Genomic DNA, 18,818 nt, shown 5'->3' with positions numbered 1-18,818 from the left:
AGACTTAATTTGGTGTTAAATTTGATTCACCAACAGAATTTGTCGATGAGCCAAAATTTTGGTGGAAACTCTTGATTTTTAGACAAAAAAAGACATCCAAGAGAAAATTCTTGAATGTCTGTAAACGTTGATATAATCGAATCGATTAACGTTTTGAGAATTGTGAAGCTTTACGAGCTTTTTTAAGACCTGGTTTTTTACGTTCTTTCATACGAGGATCACGAGTTAATAAACCAGCAGCTTTTAAAGCGCCACGGAAATCAGGATCAACTGTTAATAATGCACGAGCGATACCATGACGGATAGCTCCTGATTGACCAGTGAATCCACCACCATTAACGTTTACTAATACATCGTAAGTTCCGATTGTTTCAGTAATGTTTAAAGGTTGTTTGATTACTTCGTGTAAGTAAGCAAATGGAATGTATTCTTCGATTGATTTTTTGTTAATAGTAATTTTACCTGTCCCTGGTACTAAGATAACACGGGCAGTTGAGTTTTTACGGCGTCCAGTGCCGCGGTATTGTGCTTGAGCCAATGCTTTTTCCTCCTTAAATTAGTGATTGGATGTCTACTGCTACTGGTTGTTGTGCAGCATGTGGATGTTCAGCTCCACCGTAAACATGTAATTTAGTAAATTGACGACGTCCTAAAGAGCTCTTAGGTAACATGCCTTTGATTGATAATTCAACTAATTTACGAGAGTTGTTTGCACGTAATTCACCAGCTGTACGAGCAGTCAATCCACCTGGGTGGTTTGAGTGGTGATAGTAAACTTTATCAGTTACTTTTTTACCTGTTAAGGCAACTTTATCAGCGTTGATGATGATTACGAAATCACCTGTGTCAACGTTAGGTGTAAATGTTGGTTTGTTTTTTCCACGTAAAATGCTTGCAGCAACAGCTGAAAGACGTCCTAATGGTACATCAGTAGCGTCGATTACAACCCAGTTACGTTCAGTAGTGCTAGCTTTTGCCATAAATGTTGTACGCACGATTATTTCCTCCAAATTCTTCTTGGTATTTCTTCACATTGAGTTTAACGGGGCTCAATGGTGGTTTATCTAATTGGAATATCGAGTGATTCCTTTACAAATTGTAAATAATCTCTCAGATAATTATTTAGCTAATGCTGCTTTAGCTTGTTCAGCTAAAACAGTGAATGCTGCTGCATCGTTAACTGCTAAGTCAGCTAACATTTTGCGGTTCATTTCGATACCAGCTAATTTTAAGCCGTGCATTAATTTGCTGTAGCTTAATCCGTTTAAGCGAGCTGCCGCATTGATACGTGCAATCCATAATTTACGGAAGTCACGTTTCTTTTGACGACGGTCACGGTAAGCATACATGTATGATTTCATGACTGCTTGTTTAGCTGTTTTAAATAATTTTGATTTCGCTCCGTAGTAACCTTTAGCTAATTTTAAAACACGGTTACGACGACGACGAGTAACTGTTCCACCTTTAACACGTGGCATAATTAATTCCTCCTTGGTCTTTCAGTCTCTTGCGACTGTCTAGAAAATGTAATAGTTTTGCGTGCTGAATTAACGCATTTGACTTAATTGTTGTTTAATACGTTTGATGTCAGTAGCGTGAACCATTGTTTGTTTACGCAAGTGACGACGTTGTTTCTTAGTTTTACCATGGAAACGGTGGCTTGTGAAGGCTTGTGAACGTTTTAATCCTCCACCACCTGTACGTTTGAAACGTTTAGCTGAACCACGGTGTGTTTTTTGTTTTGGCATGAGACTTTCCTCCTGTTACTTTTTACTTGTCATTTTTGGGCGCTAACATCAAGAACATGCTTCGTCCGTCCATTTTTGCCTTTTGTTCGACAGTTGCAAGTTCGCTAACTTGTTCTGCCAAACGTTCTAAAACCTTTTGTCCAATCTCTTTATGAGTAATGGCACGGCCTTTAAAGCGGATTGTAGCTTTCACTTTGTCGCCTTTTTCAAGAAACTTCTGTGCTGCTTTCAATTTCGTATTAAAGTCGTTTTCATCGATTGTAGGGCTTAGACGCACTTCTTTGATATTGATGACTTTTTGATTTTTACGAGCTTCACGTTCTTTCTTTTGTTGCTCAAAGCGATACTTACCATAATCCATAATTCGAGCAACTGGTGGTTTGGCATTTGGCGAAACTAAAACTAAATCTAGTCCAGCTTGTTCTGCTAAACGCAATGCATCGTTTTTTGTTTGAACACCAATTTGTTCACCGTTATTGTCAATTACACGTAATTCACGAGCTCGAATTCCATCATTGACCATCATATCTTTTGCTATGATTGTTCACCTCCAAAATTTTTGAGAGAAAAAAGCAAAAAAGCAACGAGAACAAAATATCCCCGCTGCCAATGTCTTCATTAAATAAACATTACTATCGGCCCAAGGACTTTAGTCAACTTAGGCGAGAAGCGGGATGCTTCTGCTTGTTTTCTCAACTTCTGTAGTTTACAGTAATCCTCTCCTCTTGTCAACAGTTTTCTAAACAATTATTTTATATTTTTTAAATTTCTTCAAACTCCATCGTCTTTTTATGCAATTTGTTCTATAATATAAATACTTAAGGGAGGAAATTTTATGAAAAAACAGTATTTAGTTTTATTATCCAGTTTATTTGTTTTAACAGCTTGTAAGAGTCAAACTTCTAAACCTACTGAATCAACAACTACGCAAACAACTATTTCGACAACGACAACCTCAACTACAAAAGCAATAACGACTAAAGAACAACCTACTACAACTAAAGTATCTTCTGAAACAAAACAAGAAACAACTACTCAAGAAGCTAAAAAAGTTACTGTTCAAAATAAAACTACGGTTGCTTCTACTTCAATGAATATAGAAGAAATTAAAACAGGAAATCTTTCAAGCATTAAAGGAACGTGGAGAAATGACTATGGTCAAGAATTAACGTTCCATGAAAATGGAACAGTTTCTGTTAAAGAATCTACTTATAAAGTGCAACCAACACAAACTCAATATCAAGAAGGTTTACTAAATTGGATTTTCGCTCCATTAGAGAATCAACCAACTGTCGGTAGTGCCATTATGACTTTTGTTCCTAAAAATCAAGTCGTAACGTATGGACTCATTGAAGGACATAAAGATACTTCTGATGCGACTAAAGATCGAATATTTGGTACTCAAGCTGCCCTAACTTCAGACTCACTGAAAAAAGCAATGTATTACAAAGTTTCACAATAATAGAAAATGGCTCGCCCTTTTTGAGATGAGCCATTTTTCTATTTAATTTCCTAAAAATTTCTCAAGAAACATACTTGCGATAGTAAAGTAAACAAATACACTCGTTAAGTCACTCACTGTAGTAATGAATAGACCACTCGCAAATGAAGGGTCAAAGCCCATAGAATCAATTAATAATGGAATTAAACTTCCTGCAATGGTTGCTACTGTAATGGCAAAGAACATAGACACGCCAATGATTCCACCTAAAATCCAGTTTGTTTGCCATAAACCTACTACAACGAAGATAATTAATCCAGTCGCAACCCCACTAATAATCCCAGTTGCAACTTCGGATAAAATGGTCTTCACAAATACAGGCTCATCTTCATTTAAACCAATCTTACGAACCGCTACCGCTAATGATTGTGTTCCCGCATTCCCTGCTGTACCAGTAATTAATGTAATGAATATAGAGAGAACACTAACTTGTCCAATGATTCCTTCATAACGACTTAATAAGGCTGCAGTTGTTAATCCTAAGAATAATAAACTAATTAACCATGGCAAACGTTTTGATGCTGCAATAAATGGGTTCACAGATTGTTCATCTACGTCTACCCCTGCTAAACCAGAGTAGTCACTTGTTGCTTCTTCATCAATAACGTCAATTGCATCATCGACTGTAATAATCCCAATTAATTTTTCTTCTTCATCAATAACCGGAATTGCTAAGAAGTCATAGTCTCGAATCATTTTTGCTACTGCTTCTTGTGATTCTTGCACTTCTACAGAAACAACACGATCCACCATGATTTCGCTAATTTTCACATCTTCTTTATGAACGATTAAGTCTTTAAGTGTTAAGACTCCTTTTAATCGGTTCTCTTCATCTACGACATACACGTAATAGATTGTTTCCGCTTCTTCTGCCATTTTCTTAACGGTTGTCATGGCACTTCCAACAGTTTGGCTTTCATGAATGGCGATAATTTCTGTTGTCATCATCGCTCCAGCTGTATCATCTTCATAATTTAATAAGTTACGAATTTCGTTAGAAGTTTTATGAGGCATCATGCGCAAATATTTTCTAACTTCATCTTCTTGTACTTGTTGTAAAATATCTACCGCATTATCGGCATACATTTCTGCCAACATTCTTGCAGCATAACGCTCATCCATTTCACGAAGATATTCTTCTACATCTTCCACATCTTCTTCAATAATTTCAAATACAGGTGCCATGTCTTCTGGCGACAGATATTGATACACCAATTGACGTTGTTCCTCACTTAACGACAAGTAAATCTGTGCTTGGTCATAAGTATGGTTTTCTAAAAAGATTTCTTTAAATTGCTGCTTATCATCTGTTTTTAACGTATGATGAATTTGTTCTAAAATTTCATCAAATTCATAAGCCATTTCAGACATCGAATCACCTCTATTGAATTATTATTTTTTTACATAAAATGATTATACCTTTTATCCTACAAAATTGACAATATGAACACCTTTATTTTTATAGATTTTATTCATTGATTTTGCTACACTGATAACAAATAAATGATTAGGAGATGCATTATGAAAAAAAGAATTTTCTTATCAACTTTACTTGTAGGTGCTTGCCTATGTGTTTCTACTCCAATTTTTGCTCAAGAAACTACAGATTTAAAGCAAGAGTTAACGAGTAAGACAGCAGTTTCTACTTCAACTATTAAAAATCAATGGAAACAAATAGATGGAGCTTGGTACTACTACAATGAACAAGGCGAGAACTTAAAACAAACATTCTGGAATTCCTACTACTTCCATAAAGATGGAAAAATGGCAAGTAGCGAATGGATTTTTGAAAATAATCATTGGTATTATGCAAAACCTTCTGGATCTTTAGCACTAAACGAATGGATGAACATCAACCAACATTGGTATGTCTTTAATGCTCAAGGAATTCTATTAACGAATCAATGGAAAGATGCCTACTATTTAAAACCATCTGGTGCAATGGCAGAAAGCGAATGGATCTTCGATGCTACCTATCAATCATGGTTCTATATTACTTCTAATGGTCGTTATGCTCAAAACACTTGGAAAGATGATTATTACTTAAAATCAGGTGGATACATGGCGAAAAAAGAATGGATTTATGATTCTAACTATCAAGCATGGTTCTATCTAGATGAAAAAGGTTTATATGTAACAGGTTCTCATTTAATTAATGGTGTTCTTCATAACTTTAAAGGAAATGGTGCATGGATTGGAGAAATAAAAAATAACACATCTTCAGACGAATTACCATTTGCTACAAGCAACTACCAAAAAGTGATTTTCCTAGATCCAGGTCACGGTGGTAAAGATCCTGGTGCACAATATTTAGGATTAAAGGAAAAAGACTTAAACCTACAAGTTTCTCAACAATTAAAAACAAAACTTGAATCACTTGGTTATACAGTTATTATGAGTCGTTCAACAGATGTTTTTGTTGATTTCGTGACTGAACGTTCTAGAATGTCGAATGAAACAAATGCAGATATGTTCATTAGTATTCACTTTAATGCAACGGGGCATGGGCTTGATAGTGGTGAAGATGGAATTCAAACGTATATGTATCAACCAACAGGCAATATCCCTTCTGTGATCAATAAAAAATGGCATGACAATTCTACTCGCTTGAAATATAGTTATAAACTAGGTTCTTATATTCATCAATCTGTTTTAGCAACGACTCAGGCAAAAGATGCTGGATTATTAGCGAAAAGTTTTGCCGTATTACGTGAAACGAACAAACCTGCTGTTTTATTAGAATTAGGATACATGGACGATTCAAAAGAATCACAAAAAATCCGTACAAAAGAATACCAACAAAAATTAGTAGACGGAATCGTTCAAGGAATCCAACAATATTATAGTAATTAAGAGAAAAATCCGAGAAAGCAATCAAGCATTCTCGGGTTTTATTGTTGTACGGAAAACTTTCCCATAGTACGATGAGCCCCCACAGGGGGCTGCTAGCGTCCTAGTACTATAGGAAAGTTAATTTTTATCTATCGTATTCAATCCACTCCGCCATGTCCTTCGCCAACAGCGCCTTCACACACATCTGCTCTCCCGACATCGGATGAATAAAATCTAACTGACTACAATGAAGCGCCTGCCTCACCAGCGGCTCAATCTTCTCTCCACCATATAAATCGTCTCCTAATAACGGACAACCAAGCCAACTAAAATGCACACGAATCTGATGCGTACGCCCCGTATGCAAACGAATCTTCACCAATTGACTATGCTGATACGTCTCCTCTAACCAATACTCTGTTAAAGAAGGCTTCCCATCTGGCCTTACACAACGATTAATAATCGAATCATCCGTTCTTCCAATAGGCGCATCAATGAAATCATGTTCTTTCAAAACATCCTGTTTCGTCACAATTGCATGGTATGTTTTCTGAATCGTTTTATTTCGAAGCGCTTGATCCATCCAAGCATGAACTACACGATGCTTGGCAAACATCATCACTCCTGTTGTATCCCGATCTAATCTCGTGACAACATGCGTCACACAATCTTGTGTCCTCGTCGTTTGTAAATATCCTTTTACACGATTCGCCATCGATTGATCAGGATGTAATTGTGAAGGTATCGAAGCTGTCCCTTGTGGCTTATTCACAATTAGTAAATAGTCATCTTCAAATAAAATATCCAAAGGAATTTGACTTGGAACAACGGTTTCATGCTCTCCTTCAGGAGGTATGACCATTGTGAGTACATCACCAGGTACTAATGTCTTCAACACAATTTCTTCTCGACCATTGACAAGTAATTTCCCATTTCGTTTGACATGGGCTAAAAATGTTTTTGTAATTCCCTTTTCTTGTAAAAAACTACGCATCATCATAGGAGATGAATACGGATAAGTCCATGTTAAATTCAATGATTTCCCTCATTATCTTTCTTCTAATTCTATTTCTCTTGATCCAATAAAGGAGTTTTCGACTCTATCCCAAAAATGAGTATGGCGATAGCGTACAAATGAAACACGTTTTTTACTAATATGCAAATGTGCTTTGACAATATCATTCGCATCATATGTTAAATGATCCATCGATAACACCATTCCATTTTCACTATGTGGTAATAAAGTTAACACTTCTTCAGGAGCAAAAATCATTGGTGAACTTAATGTACGGTATACACGATTATTAATCGAAGCCATTTCTGTCATTTGCATCACTTCTGCTCTTGGATGAACAATCGCTCCCCCTAATGACTTATTCACTCCAGTTGAACCTGTTGGAGTTGAAACACAAACGCCATCTCCTCTAAAGTTCTCAAATACTTCACCATTAATTAAAACTTCACATACAAGAGTTCCATTTACTTTACGTAAAGTCGCTTCATTCAAAGCAATATGATAATCAATAGTACCATCAGCTTTTTCTAATGTTACATCTAATAGAGGATAACTCACACTTTCTCCTTGATCATGCTTCAAGCTTTCAATTAATTCTCCAGCTTGAAAATCACGCCAATCTGTATAAAAGCCTAAATGACCTGTATGAATCGCTGCAAAACGAATATGATCTAGTTGTGATTTGTAATGGTGGACAGCACCTAGTAAAGTTCCATCTCCCCCAATTGTAATCACAACATCTGGATTTTCATCATCTCGTTCAAATTCTTTTTGGCAACATAAATTCAAAAATTCTTCTGCTACTTTTTGGCTTTTTTCTGATTGATTATAAAATAACCCTACTTTCATCCAATCACCTCACCCTCTATTTATTTCCTAACAGCAACACTTATGATTTTCTTTTACGTTGATTTTCTTTATTTGTTGAGAAAATATATTGTGCTTCTTGAATTTCTTCTCGAATTTGCGACATTTCTTCATCTAATAAGAAGGCCGCTTCTGCTGCTCGTTCTAATCGCTCGTGAATAATTTCTGGGAATTCTCCCTTATACTTATAATTTAGAGAATGTTCAATCGTTGCCCAGAAATTCATGGCTAGTGTGCGAATTTGAATTTCAACTAAAATTTTCTCTTCTCCTTCAATTCTTTGGACAGGATATTCTAATACAACGTGGTAAGAACGATACCCACTCGCTTTCTTTTGATGGATATAATCTCGTTCAATAATAATTGAAAAATCATTTCGTTGGCGGAGTAATCGTACCACTTCAAAAATATCATCTACGAATTGACACATAATCCGTAATCCTGCAATATCTTGTACGCCTTCTAAGAAATCTTCTGTTAAAATTTTTCTCACTTGCATTTTTTCACGGATACTATCAGGTGTTTTCACACGTCCTGTAATAAATTCTATTGGAGCATGTTTTCCTTTTTGTCGATATTGAAGTCGGATCCCTTTTAATTTAATTTTTAATTCTTCAATTGCTTGACTATAAGGTGCTAAAAAAGCATCCCAGTCTTCAACTTCTGGTAAATATTTTTCTTCCATTTACTCACCTACTTTTTTCTCATCCTTACTATCATAGCATATTTTTTACTGAGTCTAAAAGAATTTTGATAATCTTAAACTCTTCAATGGTTATTATTTGTAATTCACTTTAAATTAAGATAAAGTAAAAAAAGTTTTGGAATAGAAAGAGGTTGAATCATGCCCCATTTAGAAAAAGAATATAAAAATCTTCTAACAAGAGAACAATATGACACTTTAAAAGAAGAATTTAAATCTATTTTCACGAAAGAGATTACACAAACGAATCAATATTATGATTGTCATCAACAATTAGAAAACAATCATTCTGCACTTCGAATTCGTCTTATTGAAGGACAATCAACTGGAGAAATTACATTAAAAATCCCTCAATCAGACTGCGAAGTCATTGAAATTACAGAAGAATTACCAGCAGAACAATTACAATGGTGGATTGAAGAAGATATTTTCTTGCTTCCTACTAGCATTAAGTTAGCACTGGAAGAACAAGGAATTCATTTATCGAATATCTCACCTACAGCTACTCTAACAACTCATCGATTAGAAGGGAAATTAAACCCTGGCTGTTTACTTGTTCTAGATGAAAGTCATTACTCGGGTCAAACCGACTATGAAATTGAAATGGAAGTCGAAGATTTAGAAAAAGGAAGAGAAATCTTTTTAGAAATCTTGAATCGTCATGGAATTGAACCACTTAAACCTATCAGTAAAATTAGACGTGCTTTACGTGCGAGTGAAAAAAATTAGAAAATTCAAGGCTTTTTATTCATATTTTTTTCAAAATTCTGTTACAATAAGATTACAGTATAAAGAAAGGAGATTTAGTTCGAGGTGAAGACTAATGAGAATAGTGAACTGAGTCGTATTCATCCCACTTCTTCAACTGAGAGAATTTTTGATTGTTATCTTTTCATTAATCCACTTGGGAAACAATGTTATAAATGCGAACAAGAAGTTATGAAATTTGTTAAACGGACTCCTCATAAAGTACATGTCCATTTCCTTCCTTTTCATAATTTCAAATCAGTTACTCAGTATATGAAGAATAATCAATTAAATGTTAAAAATATTGACTTACGAAACGAAATCTATACAAAAATCTATGACGCTTCGCTATCCTATAAGGCAGCTCTACTACAGGGAAAAAAATTAGGTAGAGCCTTTTTAATGGAATTGCAAACACAACTACATCTTCTTCATAAGGAATATACTCCTGAATTGTTACAGGAAATTATTCAAATTATTGGACTGGATGAAAAGATGTTTTACGAAGATAAAGCGAGTAAACTCGTTCATCAAGAGTATGAAAAAGATCAACAAATTGCTCAAGAAATGATGGTAGAAATGAATCCATCGCTTGTTATTTTTGACAATTTAAATCAACAATACGGTGTCATCTTACATCAAAATATTAATGCAGATATTATTGAACATGTCTGCGAAAACTTACATCATGACATAGGAGTATGTCAAAAAAAGACACAACGTCATCAAACATGTTGCGTCATCAAAATGGTACATTAATTTTTAAAAGAGGCTGACTTTTCAGTCTCTTTTTATTACTCGGAGGTTATTATGGCAACATCAGTATTATTATTAGACGAACAAACCATTCAACACTTAGGGAAAATTTATCACGAGGCTATCCATCAAATCCCCCCTCATGCACATTATCAATTAAAACTTCCTTCTTTATCAGTTACAGCTTACAAATCCGGTAAAGTTGTTTTACAAGGAACAGCTGTAGATGAATTTATCCAAAAACATGATTTAACAGCTTTAACAAGTACGAAGAAAACAAACTATGATACAAAGGGACTTCCAGAAGGCTTTTCAAATTGGAGTGTCATTGGTAGTGATGAAGTTGGAACGGGAAGTTATTTTGGTCCATTAACTGTTGCATGTGCTTTTGTTTCAGAAAATCTTATTAAAGAATTACAACAACTAGGTGTTAAAGATTCAAAAAATTTAACCGATGCTCAAATCCAAGAAATCGTTCCGAAAATTAAAGAATTAATTCCTTACAAATTACTTACTTTATGGCCTGAAAAATATAACGAAGTGCAACAAACAAAAAATTTAAATGAGATGAAAGCTCTTCTTCATAATCAAGCAATTAAACGATTATACCAACAAATTAATGCTGATTTACTTCAAGCGGTACTAATTGACGAATTTTGTTCTCCTTCAAACTATTATCGTTATTTAGGAGATCAATCTGCACCACTTAAACCTATTACGTATTTTAAAACAAAAGGTGAAAGCCACCATATCGCAGTAGCTGCAGCATCAATGATTGCACGAGATGCCTTTTTAGAAGGATTAAAAACATTATCGAAAGAATACGGATATCCTCTACTCTCTGGTGCTCACACAGATGTTGATAATTTAGCGAGCAAAATTTTAGAATACGATGGTATAGAAGTTTTAAGCAAAGTTGCAAAATTACACTTTGCCAACACCCAAAAAGCTATTGATTTAGCAAAATAATCCCACAACGAATAAAGGCGTACAATCAAGATCAAACACCTGATTGTACGCCTGTTTTTATGTTCTCTAATATTTTTGTTACATAGTTAAAATAGAGTTTTTTGATATAGTAGTACTAAGACGCCAGTAGCCCCTTACGGGTCTCTTGAATCGTACTACTATAAAAACTCCTTCTGCTATTCTTTCCAATAATTAATAAAACTTATTTTATTACTATCCAGACACCTGATTTTGTAGATCCTTTTCTTAAAATTCTACCACTATTTTTCAAAATATTGAGATTATATTTTATACCACTTGTAGAAGCTCCTATTGCTTCTGTAAGTTCTTTTATAGTAATATGTGGATTTATTTTCATTAACTCAATAATCTGTTTTCCCATTACAGTTTCTTTTCTAGTTTCTTGGTTAGTTTCTTGGTTAGTTTCTTGGTTAGTTTCTTGGTTAGTTTTATCAAGCAACTTATCTTCTAAAAATTCCTCTTGTACAAAAATAATGGCATTCGTATAATTTGATGAATTATCTTTAGGTAAGAAAGAAATACTTGGTGAAAGATTTGCCTCTAAAGAATCTTTTGCTCTTCTGATTCCAGACCCATATGATTCTATTAATTCCAAAGCATAAAACATATCTTTTAGTTCCTTATTTAAGTATTTCCTGTTATCAAAACTTCTTTCATTATTTAATGCTTCAATCGTAACTGGAGGTAGTGGTCTATTAGGATTCACAAAAGAAATTTTATCTTTATATATGTAAATTCCAACATATTCATCTTCATCATACTCTTTATGTAAAATAGCATTTGTTGCTAATTCTTCAAAAGCTGCTATAGGAAAATTATATATAACTTTATGCTCCATTTTATCAGAATAACGTAAAGTAAAAGAACGCATAATATTTTCTTGAAAATATCGTACAACTTGTTTTGCTTGCAGCCATACTGGTGAATCAAATGTTATACGCTCCATTTTGTCAGTACCATCAATTTCACGAATAATTTCTACTTGTGCATTTGGAATAAAACGATTAGGTTTTTCACAGAACATTAGAACTGCAAAATTCTTTGCTCTATAACCTCCATATTGACTTTCACTTATTAATCCTAACGCTTTAGCCATTTCTAATTTAGAAAGTTGTTTAAGATCATCCTTTGCATTTGTTAATGTAAGATATTCTTTCATATACTCATAACTTAAATCATCTAATGTTGCAGTTTGGTTTAGACTAGAACTAAAATTATAATTTGCAAATTTCTTTAATAGTTCAAACTCTTCAAGAGTATTAGGAAGGTTTGAATCTCTTGAAACTCTAATATATCTTCCAGCCTTTAGTGCAATTTTCTTGTCTTTTTCAGCTTTAATAGTTGTCTGACAAGGTCCTTTTACATTTGGTTCAACTGCAACAACTATATAATATTCATCATCTATTTTATCTTGAATAATATGATAGTTAATTTTAGGAGTTATATAAGAAAGTAGAGATTTAAGTTGATTTTCAACTATTTCAATCATTGGTTCTTTAATTCCAGTGATTGGTCGCTTTGGAATCGCCTTCTGTTGAGTATCTTTGTCATCTACTTCTTCAACTCCAATGAAGATTAATCCAATTTCATTATTCATGTAATTATTTGCAAACGCACAAGCTGTTTTTAAAATTTTATCTTTAAATTGTACAGATTTTTTATACTCTATATAGCTATTCTCAATTACTTGATTTTCTAAAATATCACGAGCCATCCTCTGTATATCAGAACGTTGCATAATAACTTACCTCACTTTTAATAATTTAGTTAATTAAACCATCCCTTGATATATATTACTATTTTCACAATCCATTCTCATAGAGCCCTTTAAAGTAGAAATAGAGTTTTTATAGTAGTACGAGTGATAGAATCTGTCACATCAGATTCTATTGCAAGAAAATTTGAGACCACAGGCTCAAATTTTAGCCAAGAGACCCGTAAGGGGCTACTGGCGTCTTAGTACTACTATACACAAAAACTCAATTTCAACACCTTTTATTTTTTTATAAAACGTGACAAGACGACACTTGCAATGACAATAACTGTCACAATAATCCCTAACACAATTCCCCAACCATGCGCAAGACCCGTTAAAGGAACCGTAATATTCATCCCAAAAAATCCCGTTACAATATTCGGAATCGTTAATAAAATCGAAATAATCGTTAATAATTTCATCGTATCGTTCAAATTATTATTCAATACATTATTATAAGTACCCGATAATTGTTGCAAAATCTGAAGATTGATCGAAGTCATTTCCACTAATTGCTTCGCTTCAATTAAACTATTTTCTAATTTTTCTTCCTCAGCAAACTCTAATTCCTTAAATAATACTTGAGTCTTCAATTGCTCTAACACAATCGCATTTTGCTTTGTTGCAGAAACTAAATAAACACTCCCAATTTCTAAATCGGACAATGCAAATAGATTTTTCTTCGTAGTTTTATGTCTTAATTTCAGACTGACTAACTCTTGCTCTTTCTTTAAACTTTCAATTTTAGGAAAATAATTTTCAGTAATCATCATTAAACTCGAAAATAAAAATGTAAACAGAGACACATCCGGTCTATCTTCCAATTCTTTTCTCATTGCCTCAACAATATACTCATTATGTCGGTTCGAAATCGTAATAATTTGATCCTTTCGAACAATAAAAGTCATCGGAACGGTTTCGTATCGATTCTCTCTTTTAGTTTGTTTAATGACATTATAAATAACTACTAATGTTTCTTTTGGACGACAATATTCAATATGCGCTCTTTCATTTTCATCCAGAGCATACTCTACCATTTCTTTATCAATTTGATACGTTTGATAAATTGTAGAAAAATCAGTAATCTCCTCTGAGTTAACATTAATCCATGCACATGAGTGCCCAAAATTTTTTTCAGCCATAACTATCTCCCTCCATTAATCTACGTAAGTGTATCATAAATGAAACAACAGCTAATTCAAAAATGCTCAAAAAAAAATAAAAAAGACTTTCCATAGCAGTATGAACAATAGAATCTGTGAAACAGATTCTATTGCAGGAAACTTCGAGACCTTAGGCTCGAAGTTTAGGCATGAGACTCGCACCTGCGAGGCTGCTGCCGTCCTAATACTGCTATACCAGGAAAGTCTAATTATAAACGTACTCTCATAAATATCCGTTAAAAACAAAAGAGTTTTCATAGTAGCACGAGTGATAAAAGCCAAATCTGGCTTTTATCACAGGGAAAATCAAGACCTTAGGCTTGATTTTTAGCCAAGAGACCGCCAGGGCTTCTGGCGTCCAAGTGCCACTATACAGAAAACTCTATTCGTAATCTTTTACTCTTCGTTCAACAACGCTTCTAATTGTTCTAGTCGTTGTTCAAACACATTCATTGCATCATATAGATATTGAGTTTGAGTCATATCTACACCCGCTTTTTTCATAACCTCAATTGGTTTATCACTACGTCCAGCACGTAAGTAGTTTAAGTAAGCCTCTAAATCCTCAGGAGTACCATGTAAAATCTTATCTGCTAAAGCAGTTGCTGCAGCCATACCAGTTGCATATTGATATACATAATAATTCATATAGAAGTGAGGAATACGAGTCCACTCATACGCAATCTCTTCATCTTGAATCACATTTGCATAATATTTTTGATTAATACTTGCATAAATCTCAGCCATTGCCGCTTGAGTTAATGGCTCACCCTTTTGATCCGCAACATGAATTTGATGCTCGAACTCAGCAAATTGAGTTTGACGGAAAATAGTCGATTTAAAACGATTTAAATAATTATTTAAAATATAAATTTGACTCTCTTTATCCGTATGTTTCTTCAATAAGTAGTCTGTTAATAAGTTTTCATTCGTTGTAGAAGCAATTTCCGCTAAGAAAATTGAATAATCTCCATATTGGAATGGTTGCGTATGACGAGTGAAATAACTATGTGCACTATGTCCTAATTCATGAACTAATGTAAAGAAATTACTTAAATCATCATGCCAGTTTAATAAAATATAAGGAGCTGTTGTATACGCACCTGATGAATAACCACCACTACGTTTACCAATATTTTCTGCAACATCAATCCAACGTTGTTCATAGGCTTGTTTAAGAATATCTTGATATTCTTCCCCTAATGGTTTCAATGCTTCAAAAGTTGCTTTAGAAGCTTCTTCATAGTTGTATTTAATTGGCGCTTCACCTGTAATTGGAACATGCAAATCATACATATGTAATTCATCAAGTCCTAAAGCTTTTTGTTGTAAAGCTATATAACGATGTAATAATGGTAATTTTTCATTAACTACTGTCAATAATGCATCATATACTTCTTCAGGAACTTGGTTAGCAGATAAAGCTGCTTGACGACTTGATTCATAGTTATGAGCCAACGCTTTAAAATTATGAGCTTTCACTTCTGAACCTAGCGTGCTAGCAAATGTATTTTTAAATTGAATATATGGTTTATATTTAGTTTCAAATACATTTTTACGAACTTCACGATTAGTAGATTCTAAGAATGTGATATAGTTTCCGTGAGTTAATTCGACTTCTTCTCCTTGTTCATTCTTAATAGTACCAAATTTAAGATCCGCATTATTTAAGAAGTTAAATGTCTTTGATGGTCCAGAGAATACTTCATTCGCTTTTGATAATAAAGCTTCTTCTTTATCCGATAAAACATGTCCTTTTAATACACGAGCAGCTTCTAATGCAACACGGAATTCTTCTAGACGTGGTTCTTCTTTAAAGAATTTTTCAAATTCTTCATCTGATTTTTCTAAGATAGCTGGTTCAAACCATGATGTTGCACCTGACACTTCAACATATACTGAGAAAGCACGTTGGTTTAATACTTGATTTTCATCATTTGTAGTATCTTGGTCAGCTTTCAAGTGTGAATACACATAAGCTGTTTCAATTTTTTCTTCTACTTGATTCGATAATAATAAGTAGTTATATAAATTTTCGCCAGATTGTAATGCTGTTTCTTTACTTGTAGCAATTACTGGAATTTTTTCTGATACAAAAGCTAAATCAGCTTCGAAACCAGAATTATCTGGATAGATTAATGTTAAGTCCCATGTTAATTCTACAGGAACTTCTTCACGAGTTAATGGTTTTTTATCACTCATTTGTTCTCCCACCTTCATTTTAAGATATGAGACCATTCTACTATGAAATTTTAAATTTATAAAGGGAAAATCCTTAAAAATTAAGACTTTCTTATCTTCTCTCATTCTCAATAAGCTAATTGAGAATGAATTTCACTCTCATCTAGTTTAGAATTATTCTAATCTAGAAAAATTTATGTTATGATGTATTCAACAAATAAAACATGAGGTGAAAAAAATATGAATATTTTAGAACAAAAACAAATTCGTTATACAATTACTTGCGGAACATTAATTATTTTAGGACTAGCTGCTAGCTTCCACGGATTGAATCTAGTATCTGTGATTTGCTACTTAGCAGCATTCTTAATTGGAGGATTCCACTCAGCCATTGAAGGAATTCAAGAAACTTTACAAGAACAACATTTAAATGTTGACTTATTAATGGTATTAGCGGCAATTGGTGCTTCTATTATTGGTTACTGGTTAGAAGGAGCTTTATTAATTTTTATTTTCTCATTAAGTGGAGCTCTTGAAGAATATGCTATGGCAAAAAGTGAAAAATCAATGACAGAATTATTAAACTTACAACCAAAAACAGCTACACGTATTCGTGATGGTCACTATGAAACAGTAGACGTTGAAGACTTAGCAATTAATGATGTTATTTTCATTAAAAAAGGAGAGGCTGTTCCAATGGACGCTATCCTAACAGAAGGTGAAAGTTTATTCGATGAAAGTATGATTAATGGTGAACCACTACCAGCAAACAAAAAAGTAGGCGAAGAAATTTTCGCAGGAAGTATTAATTTACACCAATCTTGTACAGCAACTGTACACAAAAATGCAGATGAAACTGTGATGGCTTCTATTATTCGATTAGTAGAAGAAGCTCAAGAACAAGAGACAAAAACAAGTAGCTTCTTAAACAAAATCGAAGATCAATATGTAAAATTTGTATTAGTATTCGTACCATTAGCAATTGCATTCTTCTACTTCGGTTTCCAATGGTCATGGCAAGAATCTTTCTATAGAGGAATGATTTTGTTAACAGTAATGTCTCCATGTGCCTTAGTTGCTTCCGCTAGCCCTGCTATTTTAGCAAGTTTATCTAATGCAGCAAAACAAGGGATTTTATTAAAAGGTGGAGAAGCTTTAGAACAATTATCTTCAATTGAATCAATTGTTTTAGATAAAACTGGTACATTAACAAAAGGAAAACCAACTGTTCAACATACAGTAATTATAAATGAAAACGAAGAAGAAGTTCATGCAATGATGTATGAAATGGAAATTCGTTCAACTCACCCATTAGGAAAATCTATTACAGCGTATACACAAGCTTACAAAAATTCTGATGCGATTACTTTTGACAGCTTTGAAGAAGTGATTGGAAATGGATTAGTTGCAACAGCTCAAGGTTCAACTTGGAAAATTGGTAAATTAGCTTGGATTGATGAAGACTGGAAACAACACACAGTATTAGCAACTGAAATTGAAAAGCACTTAGAACAAGGTGAAATTGTTTTAGCAATCGAGAAAAATGGAGAATTCATTGGTTTCTATGCCATTACAGATGAAATTAAAGAAAGTAGCCAATCTGTATTACACTACTTTAACAAAGAAAATATTCAAACCATTATGATGACTGGTGATTCAGAATCAACTGCCGAAGCTGTAGCAAAACACTTAGAAATCTCTGATTATCAAGCAAACTGTTTGCCTGAAGATAAAGCAACTTATGTTAAGAATTTATCTGATAAAGGTGTTTCTGTAGCCATGGTTGGGGATGGTATTAATGACGCTCCTGCTCTTGCAAATGCAACCATTGGGATTGCGATTGGTGAAGGAACTGCTTTAGCAATTGAAGCAAGCGATATTGTATTATTGAAAAATAATTTATCATTAATTAAATATGGTCATGAATTATCTAAAAAAATGAAACGCATCATTTTACAAAATATTGTATTCTCATTATCAGTGATTACGATTTTAATTTTAGCAAATGTTTTCCAATTTATTAACTTACCTTTAGGTGTTATCGGACACGAAGGAAGTACTATCTTAGTGATTTTAAACGGATTACGTTTACTTAAAAAATTATAAAAAAAATATGACTCATAATAGTAGCTAGGACGCAAGCAGCCAGCAAAGCTGTCTCATTGCTAAATTTCGAGCCTAAGGTCTCGAAATTTCCTGTACTAGAAGCCGAAGCTTCTAGTACTTTTGCTACTATTATGAGTCATTTATTTTTGTTTACAAAAGTATTAATACACTTAGAAGTCAATCAAAATCTAAAGAAATAGACTTTCCAATGTAGCGTGAGTATAAGAAGCCATACTGGCTTCTTATACAGGAAACTTTGAGACCTAGGCTCAAAGTTTAGCCATGAGATTCGCTTTGCGAGGCTGCTACCGTCCATTGCTACATTAGAAAGTCATATTTTACTTAGTACTTACTATTTATCTAAAACTTCGTATTCTACTTCTTCACCAAAGAACTCGTCATATAATGCTTGAATGGCACGTTGTTCGTACTCTTCTCTAATACCAAACATCA

The 18,818-nt window shown here is 33.7% G+C and carries 18 protein-coding genes and 1 other annotated feature; of the genes, 6 read left to right on the top strand and 12 right to left on the bottom strand.

Annotated features, from left to right (window positions below; genetic code table 11):
* Positions 1 to 145: 145 nt before the first annotated feature.
* From rpsI to infC, 5 genes are all read right to left on the bottom strand, one after another.
* A complete protein-coding gene (gene rpsI, locus RWZ86_RS06105) occupies positions 146 to 538 on the bottom strand; it encodes a 30S ribosomal protein S9 (protein ID WP_006702950.1) in 393 nt (130 codons plus the stop codon).
* 13 nt (positions 539 to 551) lie between these two features.
* A complete protein-coding gene (rplM, locus tag RWZ86_RS06100; RefSeq protein WP_314680638.1) occupies positions 552 to 995 on the bottom strand; it encodes a 50S ribosomal protein L13 in 444 nt (147 codons plus the stop codon).
* 123 nt (positions 996 to 1,118) lie between these two features.
* On the bottom strand, positions 1,119 to 1,478 hold the full coding sequence (gene rplT / locus RWZ86_RS06095; RefSeq protein ID WP_314680637.1) for a 50S ribosomal protein L20: 360 nt from the start codon (positions 1,476 to 1,478) through the stop codon (positions 1,119 to 1,121).
* A gap of 69 nt (positions 1,479 to 1,547) precedes the next feature.
* Positions 1,548 to 1,748 (bottom strand): 50S ribosomal protein L35, encoded by a 201-nt coding sequence (gene rpmI / locus RWZ86_RS06090; protein ID WP_005605917.1) that lies wholly within the window; start codon positions 1,746 to 1,748, stop codon positions 1,548 to 1,550.
* Positions 1,749 to 1,770: 22 nt separating this feature from the next.
* Positions 1,771 to 2,274 carry a translation initiation factor IF-3 gene (gene infC / locus RWZ86_RS06085; protein ID WP_006702953.1) on the bottom strand — a complete coding sequence of 168 codons (504 nt, stop codon included), beginning with the start codon at positions 2,272 to 2,274 and terminating at the stop codon, positions 1,771 to 1,773.
* A 43-nt stretch (positions 2,275 to 2,317) separates the two neighbouring features.
* Positions 2,318 to 2,440, bottom strand: a sequence feature (ribosomal protein L20 leader region).
* 143 nt (positions 2,441 to 2,583) lie between these two features.
* Between infC and RWZ86_RS06080 the strand changes: the two genes are divergently transcribed.
* A complete protein-coding gene (locus RWZ86_RS06080; protein WP_314680636.1) occupies positions 2,584 to 3,210 on the top strand; it encodes a DUF6287 domain-containing protein in 627 nt (208 codons plus the stop codon).
* Between the two features lie 42 nt (positions 3,211 to 3,252).
* Here the strand turns inward: RWZ86_RS06080 and mgtE are convergent, their stop codons facing one another.
* On the bottom strand, positions 3,253 to 4,620 hold the full coding sequence (gene mgtE, locus RWZ86_RS06075; protein WP_314680635.1) for a magnesium transporter: 1,368 nt from the start codon (positions 4,618 to 4,620) through the stop codon (positions 3,253 to 3,255).
* A gap of 150 nt (positions 4,621 to 4,770) precedes the next feature.
* Between mgtE and RWZ86_RS06070 the strand changes: the two genes are divergently transcribed.
* Positions 4,771 to 6,102: an N-acetylmuramoyl-L-alanine amidase gene (locus tag RWZ86_RS06070; protein WP_314680634.1), complete on the top strand. Its 1,332-nt coding sequence runs from the start codon at positions 4,771 to 4,773 to the stop codon at positions 6,100 to 6,102.
* Between the two features lie 124 nt (positions 6,103 to 6,226).
* Here RWZ86_RS06070 and RWZ86_RS06065 read toward each other — a convergent pair whose 3' ends face one another.
* From RWZ86_RS06065 to RWZ86_RS06055, 3 genes are read right to left on the bottom strand one after another with little or no spacing between them, the layout of a single operon-like run.
* Positions 6,227 to 7,117, bottom strand: a complete 891-nt coding sequence (locus RWZ86_RS06065; RefSeq protein ID WP_314680633.1) for an RluA family pseudouridine synthase — start codon at positions 7,115 to 7,117, stop codon at positions 6,227 to 6,229.
* 12 nt (positions 7,118 to 7,129) lie between these two features.
* Entirely contained in the window at positions 7,130 to 7,945 is an 816-nt protein-coding gene (locus RWZ86_RS06060; protein WP_314680632.1) for an NAD kinase, read from the bottom strand.
* Between the two features lie 40 nt (positions 7,946 to 7,985).
* A complete protein-coding gene (locus RWZ86_RS06055) occupies positions 7,986 to 8,648 on the bottom strand; it encodes a GTP pyrophosphokinase family protein (RefSeq protein ID WP_314680631.1) in 663 nt (220 codons plus the stop codon).
* A 159-nt stretch (positions 8,649 to 8,807) separates the two neighbouring features.
* Between RWZ86_RS06055 and RWZ86_RS06050 the strand changes: the two genes are divergently transcribed.
* The 3 genes from RWZ86_RS06050 (at position 8,808) to rnhC (ending at position 11,138) form a co-directional block, all read left to right on the top strand.
* Complete coding sequence (locus RWZ86_RS06050; protein ID WP_314680630.1) at positions 8,808 to 9,395, top strand: CYTH domain-containing protein; 588 nt, start codon at positions 8,808 to 8,810, stop codon at positions 9,393 to 9,395.
* An 84-nt stretch (positions 9,396 to 9,479) separates the two neighbouring features.
* Positions 9,480 to 10,172: a DsbA family protein gene (locus tag RWZ86_RS06045; protein ID WP_314680629.1), complete on the top strand. Its 693-nt coding sequence runs from the start codon at positions 9,480 to 9,482 to the stop codon at positions 10,170 to 10,172.
* 51 nt (positions 10,173 to 10,223) lie between these two features.
* Positions 10,224 to 11,138, top strand: a complete 915-nt coding sequence (gene rnhC, locus RWZ86_RS06040; protein WP_314680628.1) for a ribonuclease HIII — start codon at positions 10,224 to 10,226, stop codon at positions 11,136 to 11,138.
* Positions 11,139 to 11,340: 202 nt separating this feature from the next.
* On the opposite strand, the gene RWZ86_RS06035 is transcribed toward rnhC, so the two are convergent.
* The 3 genes from RWZ86_RS06035 to pepF form a co-directional block, all read right to left on the bottom strand.
* Positions 11,341 to 12,897 (bottom strand): RNA-binding domain-containing protein, encoded by a 1,557-nt coding sequence (locus RWZ86_RS06035; protein ID WP_314680627.1) that lies wholly within the window; start codon positions 12,895 to 12,897, stop codon positions 11,341 to 11,343.
* Positions 12,898 to 13,154: 257 nt separating this feature from the next.
* Positions 13,155 to 14,057: a magnesium transporter CorA family protein gene (locus RWZ86_RS06030; protein WP_314680626.1), complete on the bottom strand. Its 903-nt coding sequence runs from the start codon at positions 14,055 to 14,057 to the stop codon at positions 13,155 to 13,157.
* Positions 14,058 to 14,474: 417 nt separating this feature from the next.
* Positions 14,475 to 16,280, bottom strand: coding sequence for an oligoendopeptidase F (gene pepF / locus RWZ86_RS06025; protein ID WP_314680625.1), 1,806 nt, complete (start codon positions 16,278 to 16,280; stop codon positions 14,475 to 14,477).
* A gap of 219 nt (positions 16,281 to 16,499) precedes the next feature.
* Here pepF and RWZ86_RS06020 point away from each other — a divergent pair, with 219 nt between their 5' ends.
* Positions 16,500 to 18,365 carry a heavy metal translocating P-type ATPase gene (locus RWZ86_RS06020; RefSeq protein ID WP_314680624.1) on the top strand — a complete coding sequence of 622 codons (1,866 nt, stop codon included), beginning with the start codon at positions 16,500 to 16,502 and terminating at the stop codon, positions 18,363 to 18,365.
* The last annotated feature ends 453 nt before the right edge of the window (positions 18,366 to 18,818 follow it).

Source organism: uncultured Granulicatella sp., assembly GCF_963545075.1.
Lineage (GTDB): Bacteria > Bacillota > Bacilli > Lactobacillales > Aerococcaceae > Granulicatella.
This window is presented reverse-complemented; position numbering and strand designations above follow the sequence as displayed.

What these genes read in the sequence shown, in the direction of transcription:
- RWZ86_RS06035 (WP_314680627.1), bottom strand. Translation starts at nt 12,897, where the DNA reads ATGCAACGTTCTGATATACAGAGGATGGCTCGTGATATTTTAGAAAAT.
- RWZ86_RS06050 (WP_314680630.1), top strand. Translation starts at nt 8,808, where the DNA reads ATGCCCCATTTAGAAAAAGAATATAAAAATCTTCTAACAAGAGAACAA.
- rpmI (WP_005605917.1), bottom strand. Translation starts at nt 1,748, where the DNA reads ATGCCAAAACAAAAAACACACCGTGGTTCAGCTAAACGTTTCAAACGT.
- mgtE (WP_314680635.1), bottom strand. Translation starts at nt 4,620, where the DNA reads ATGTCTGAAATGGCTTATGAATTTGATGAAATTTTAGAACAAATTCAT.
- RWZ86_RS06020 (WP_314680624.1), top strand. Translation starts at nt 16,500, where the DNA reads ATGAATATTTTAGAACAAAAACAAATTCGTTATACAATTACTTGCGGA.
- RWZ86_RS06080 (WP_314680636.1), top strand. Translation starts at nt 2,584, where the DNA reads ATGAAAAAACAGTATTTAGTTTTATTATCCAGTTTATTTGTTTTAACA.
- RWZ86_RS06060 (WP_314680632.1), bottom strand. Translation starts at nt 7,945, where the DNA reads ATGAAAGTAGGGTTATTTTATAATCAATCAGAAAAAAGCCAAAAAGTA.
- RWZ86_RS06070 (WP_314680634.1), top strand. Translation starts at nt 4,771, where the DNA reads ATGAAAAAAAGAATTTTCTTATCAACTTTACTTGTAGGTGCTTGCCTA.
- rplT (WP_314680637.1), bottom strand. Translation starts at nt 1,478, where the DNA reads ATGCCACGTGTTAAAGGTGGAACAGTTACTCGTCGTCGTCGTAACCGT.
- rnhC (WP_314680628.1), top strand. Translation starts at nt 10,224, where the DNA reads ATGGCAACATCAGTATTATTATTAGACGAACAAACCATTCAACACTTA.
- RWZ86_RS06055 (WP_314680631.1), bottom strand. Translation starts at nt 8,648, where the DNA reads ATGGAAGAAAAATATTTACCAGAAGTTGAAGACTGGGATGCTTTTTTA.
- pepF (WP_314680625.1), bottom strand. Translation starts at nt 16,280, where the DNA reads ATGAGTGATAAAAAACCATTAACTCGTGAAGAAGTTCCTGTAGAATTA.
- infC (WP_006702953.1), bottom strand. Translation starts at nt 2,274, where the DNA reads ATGATGGTCAATGATGGAATTCGAGCTCGTGAATTACGTGTAATTGAC.
- RWZ86_RS06030 (WP_314680626.1), bottom strand. Translation starts at nt 14,057, where the DNA reads ATGGCTGAAAAAAATTTTGGGCACTCATGTGCATGGATTAATGTTAAC.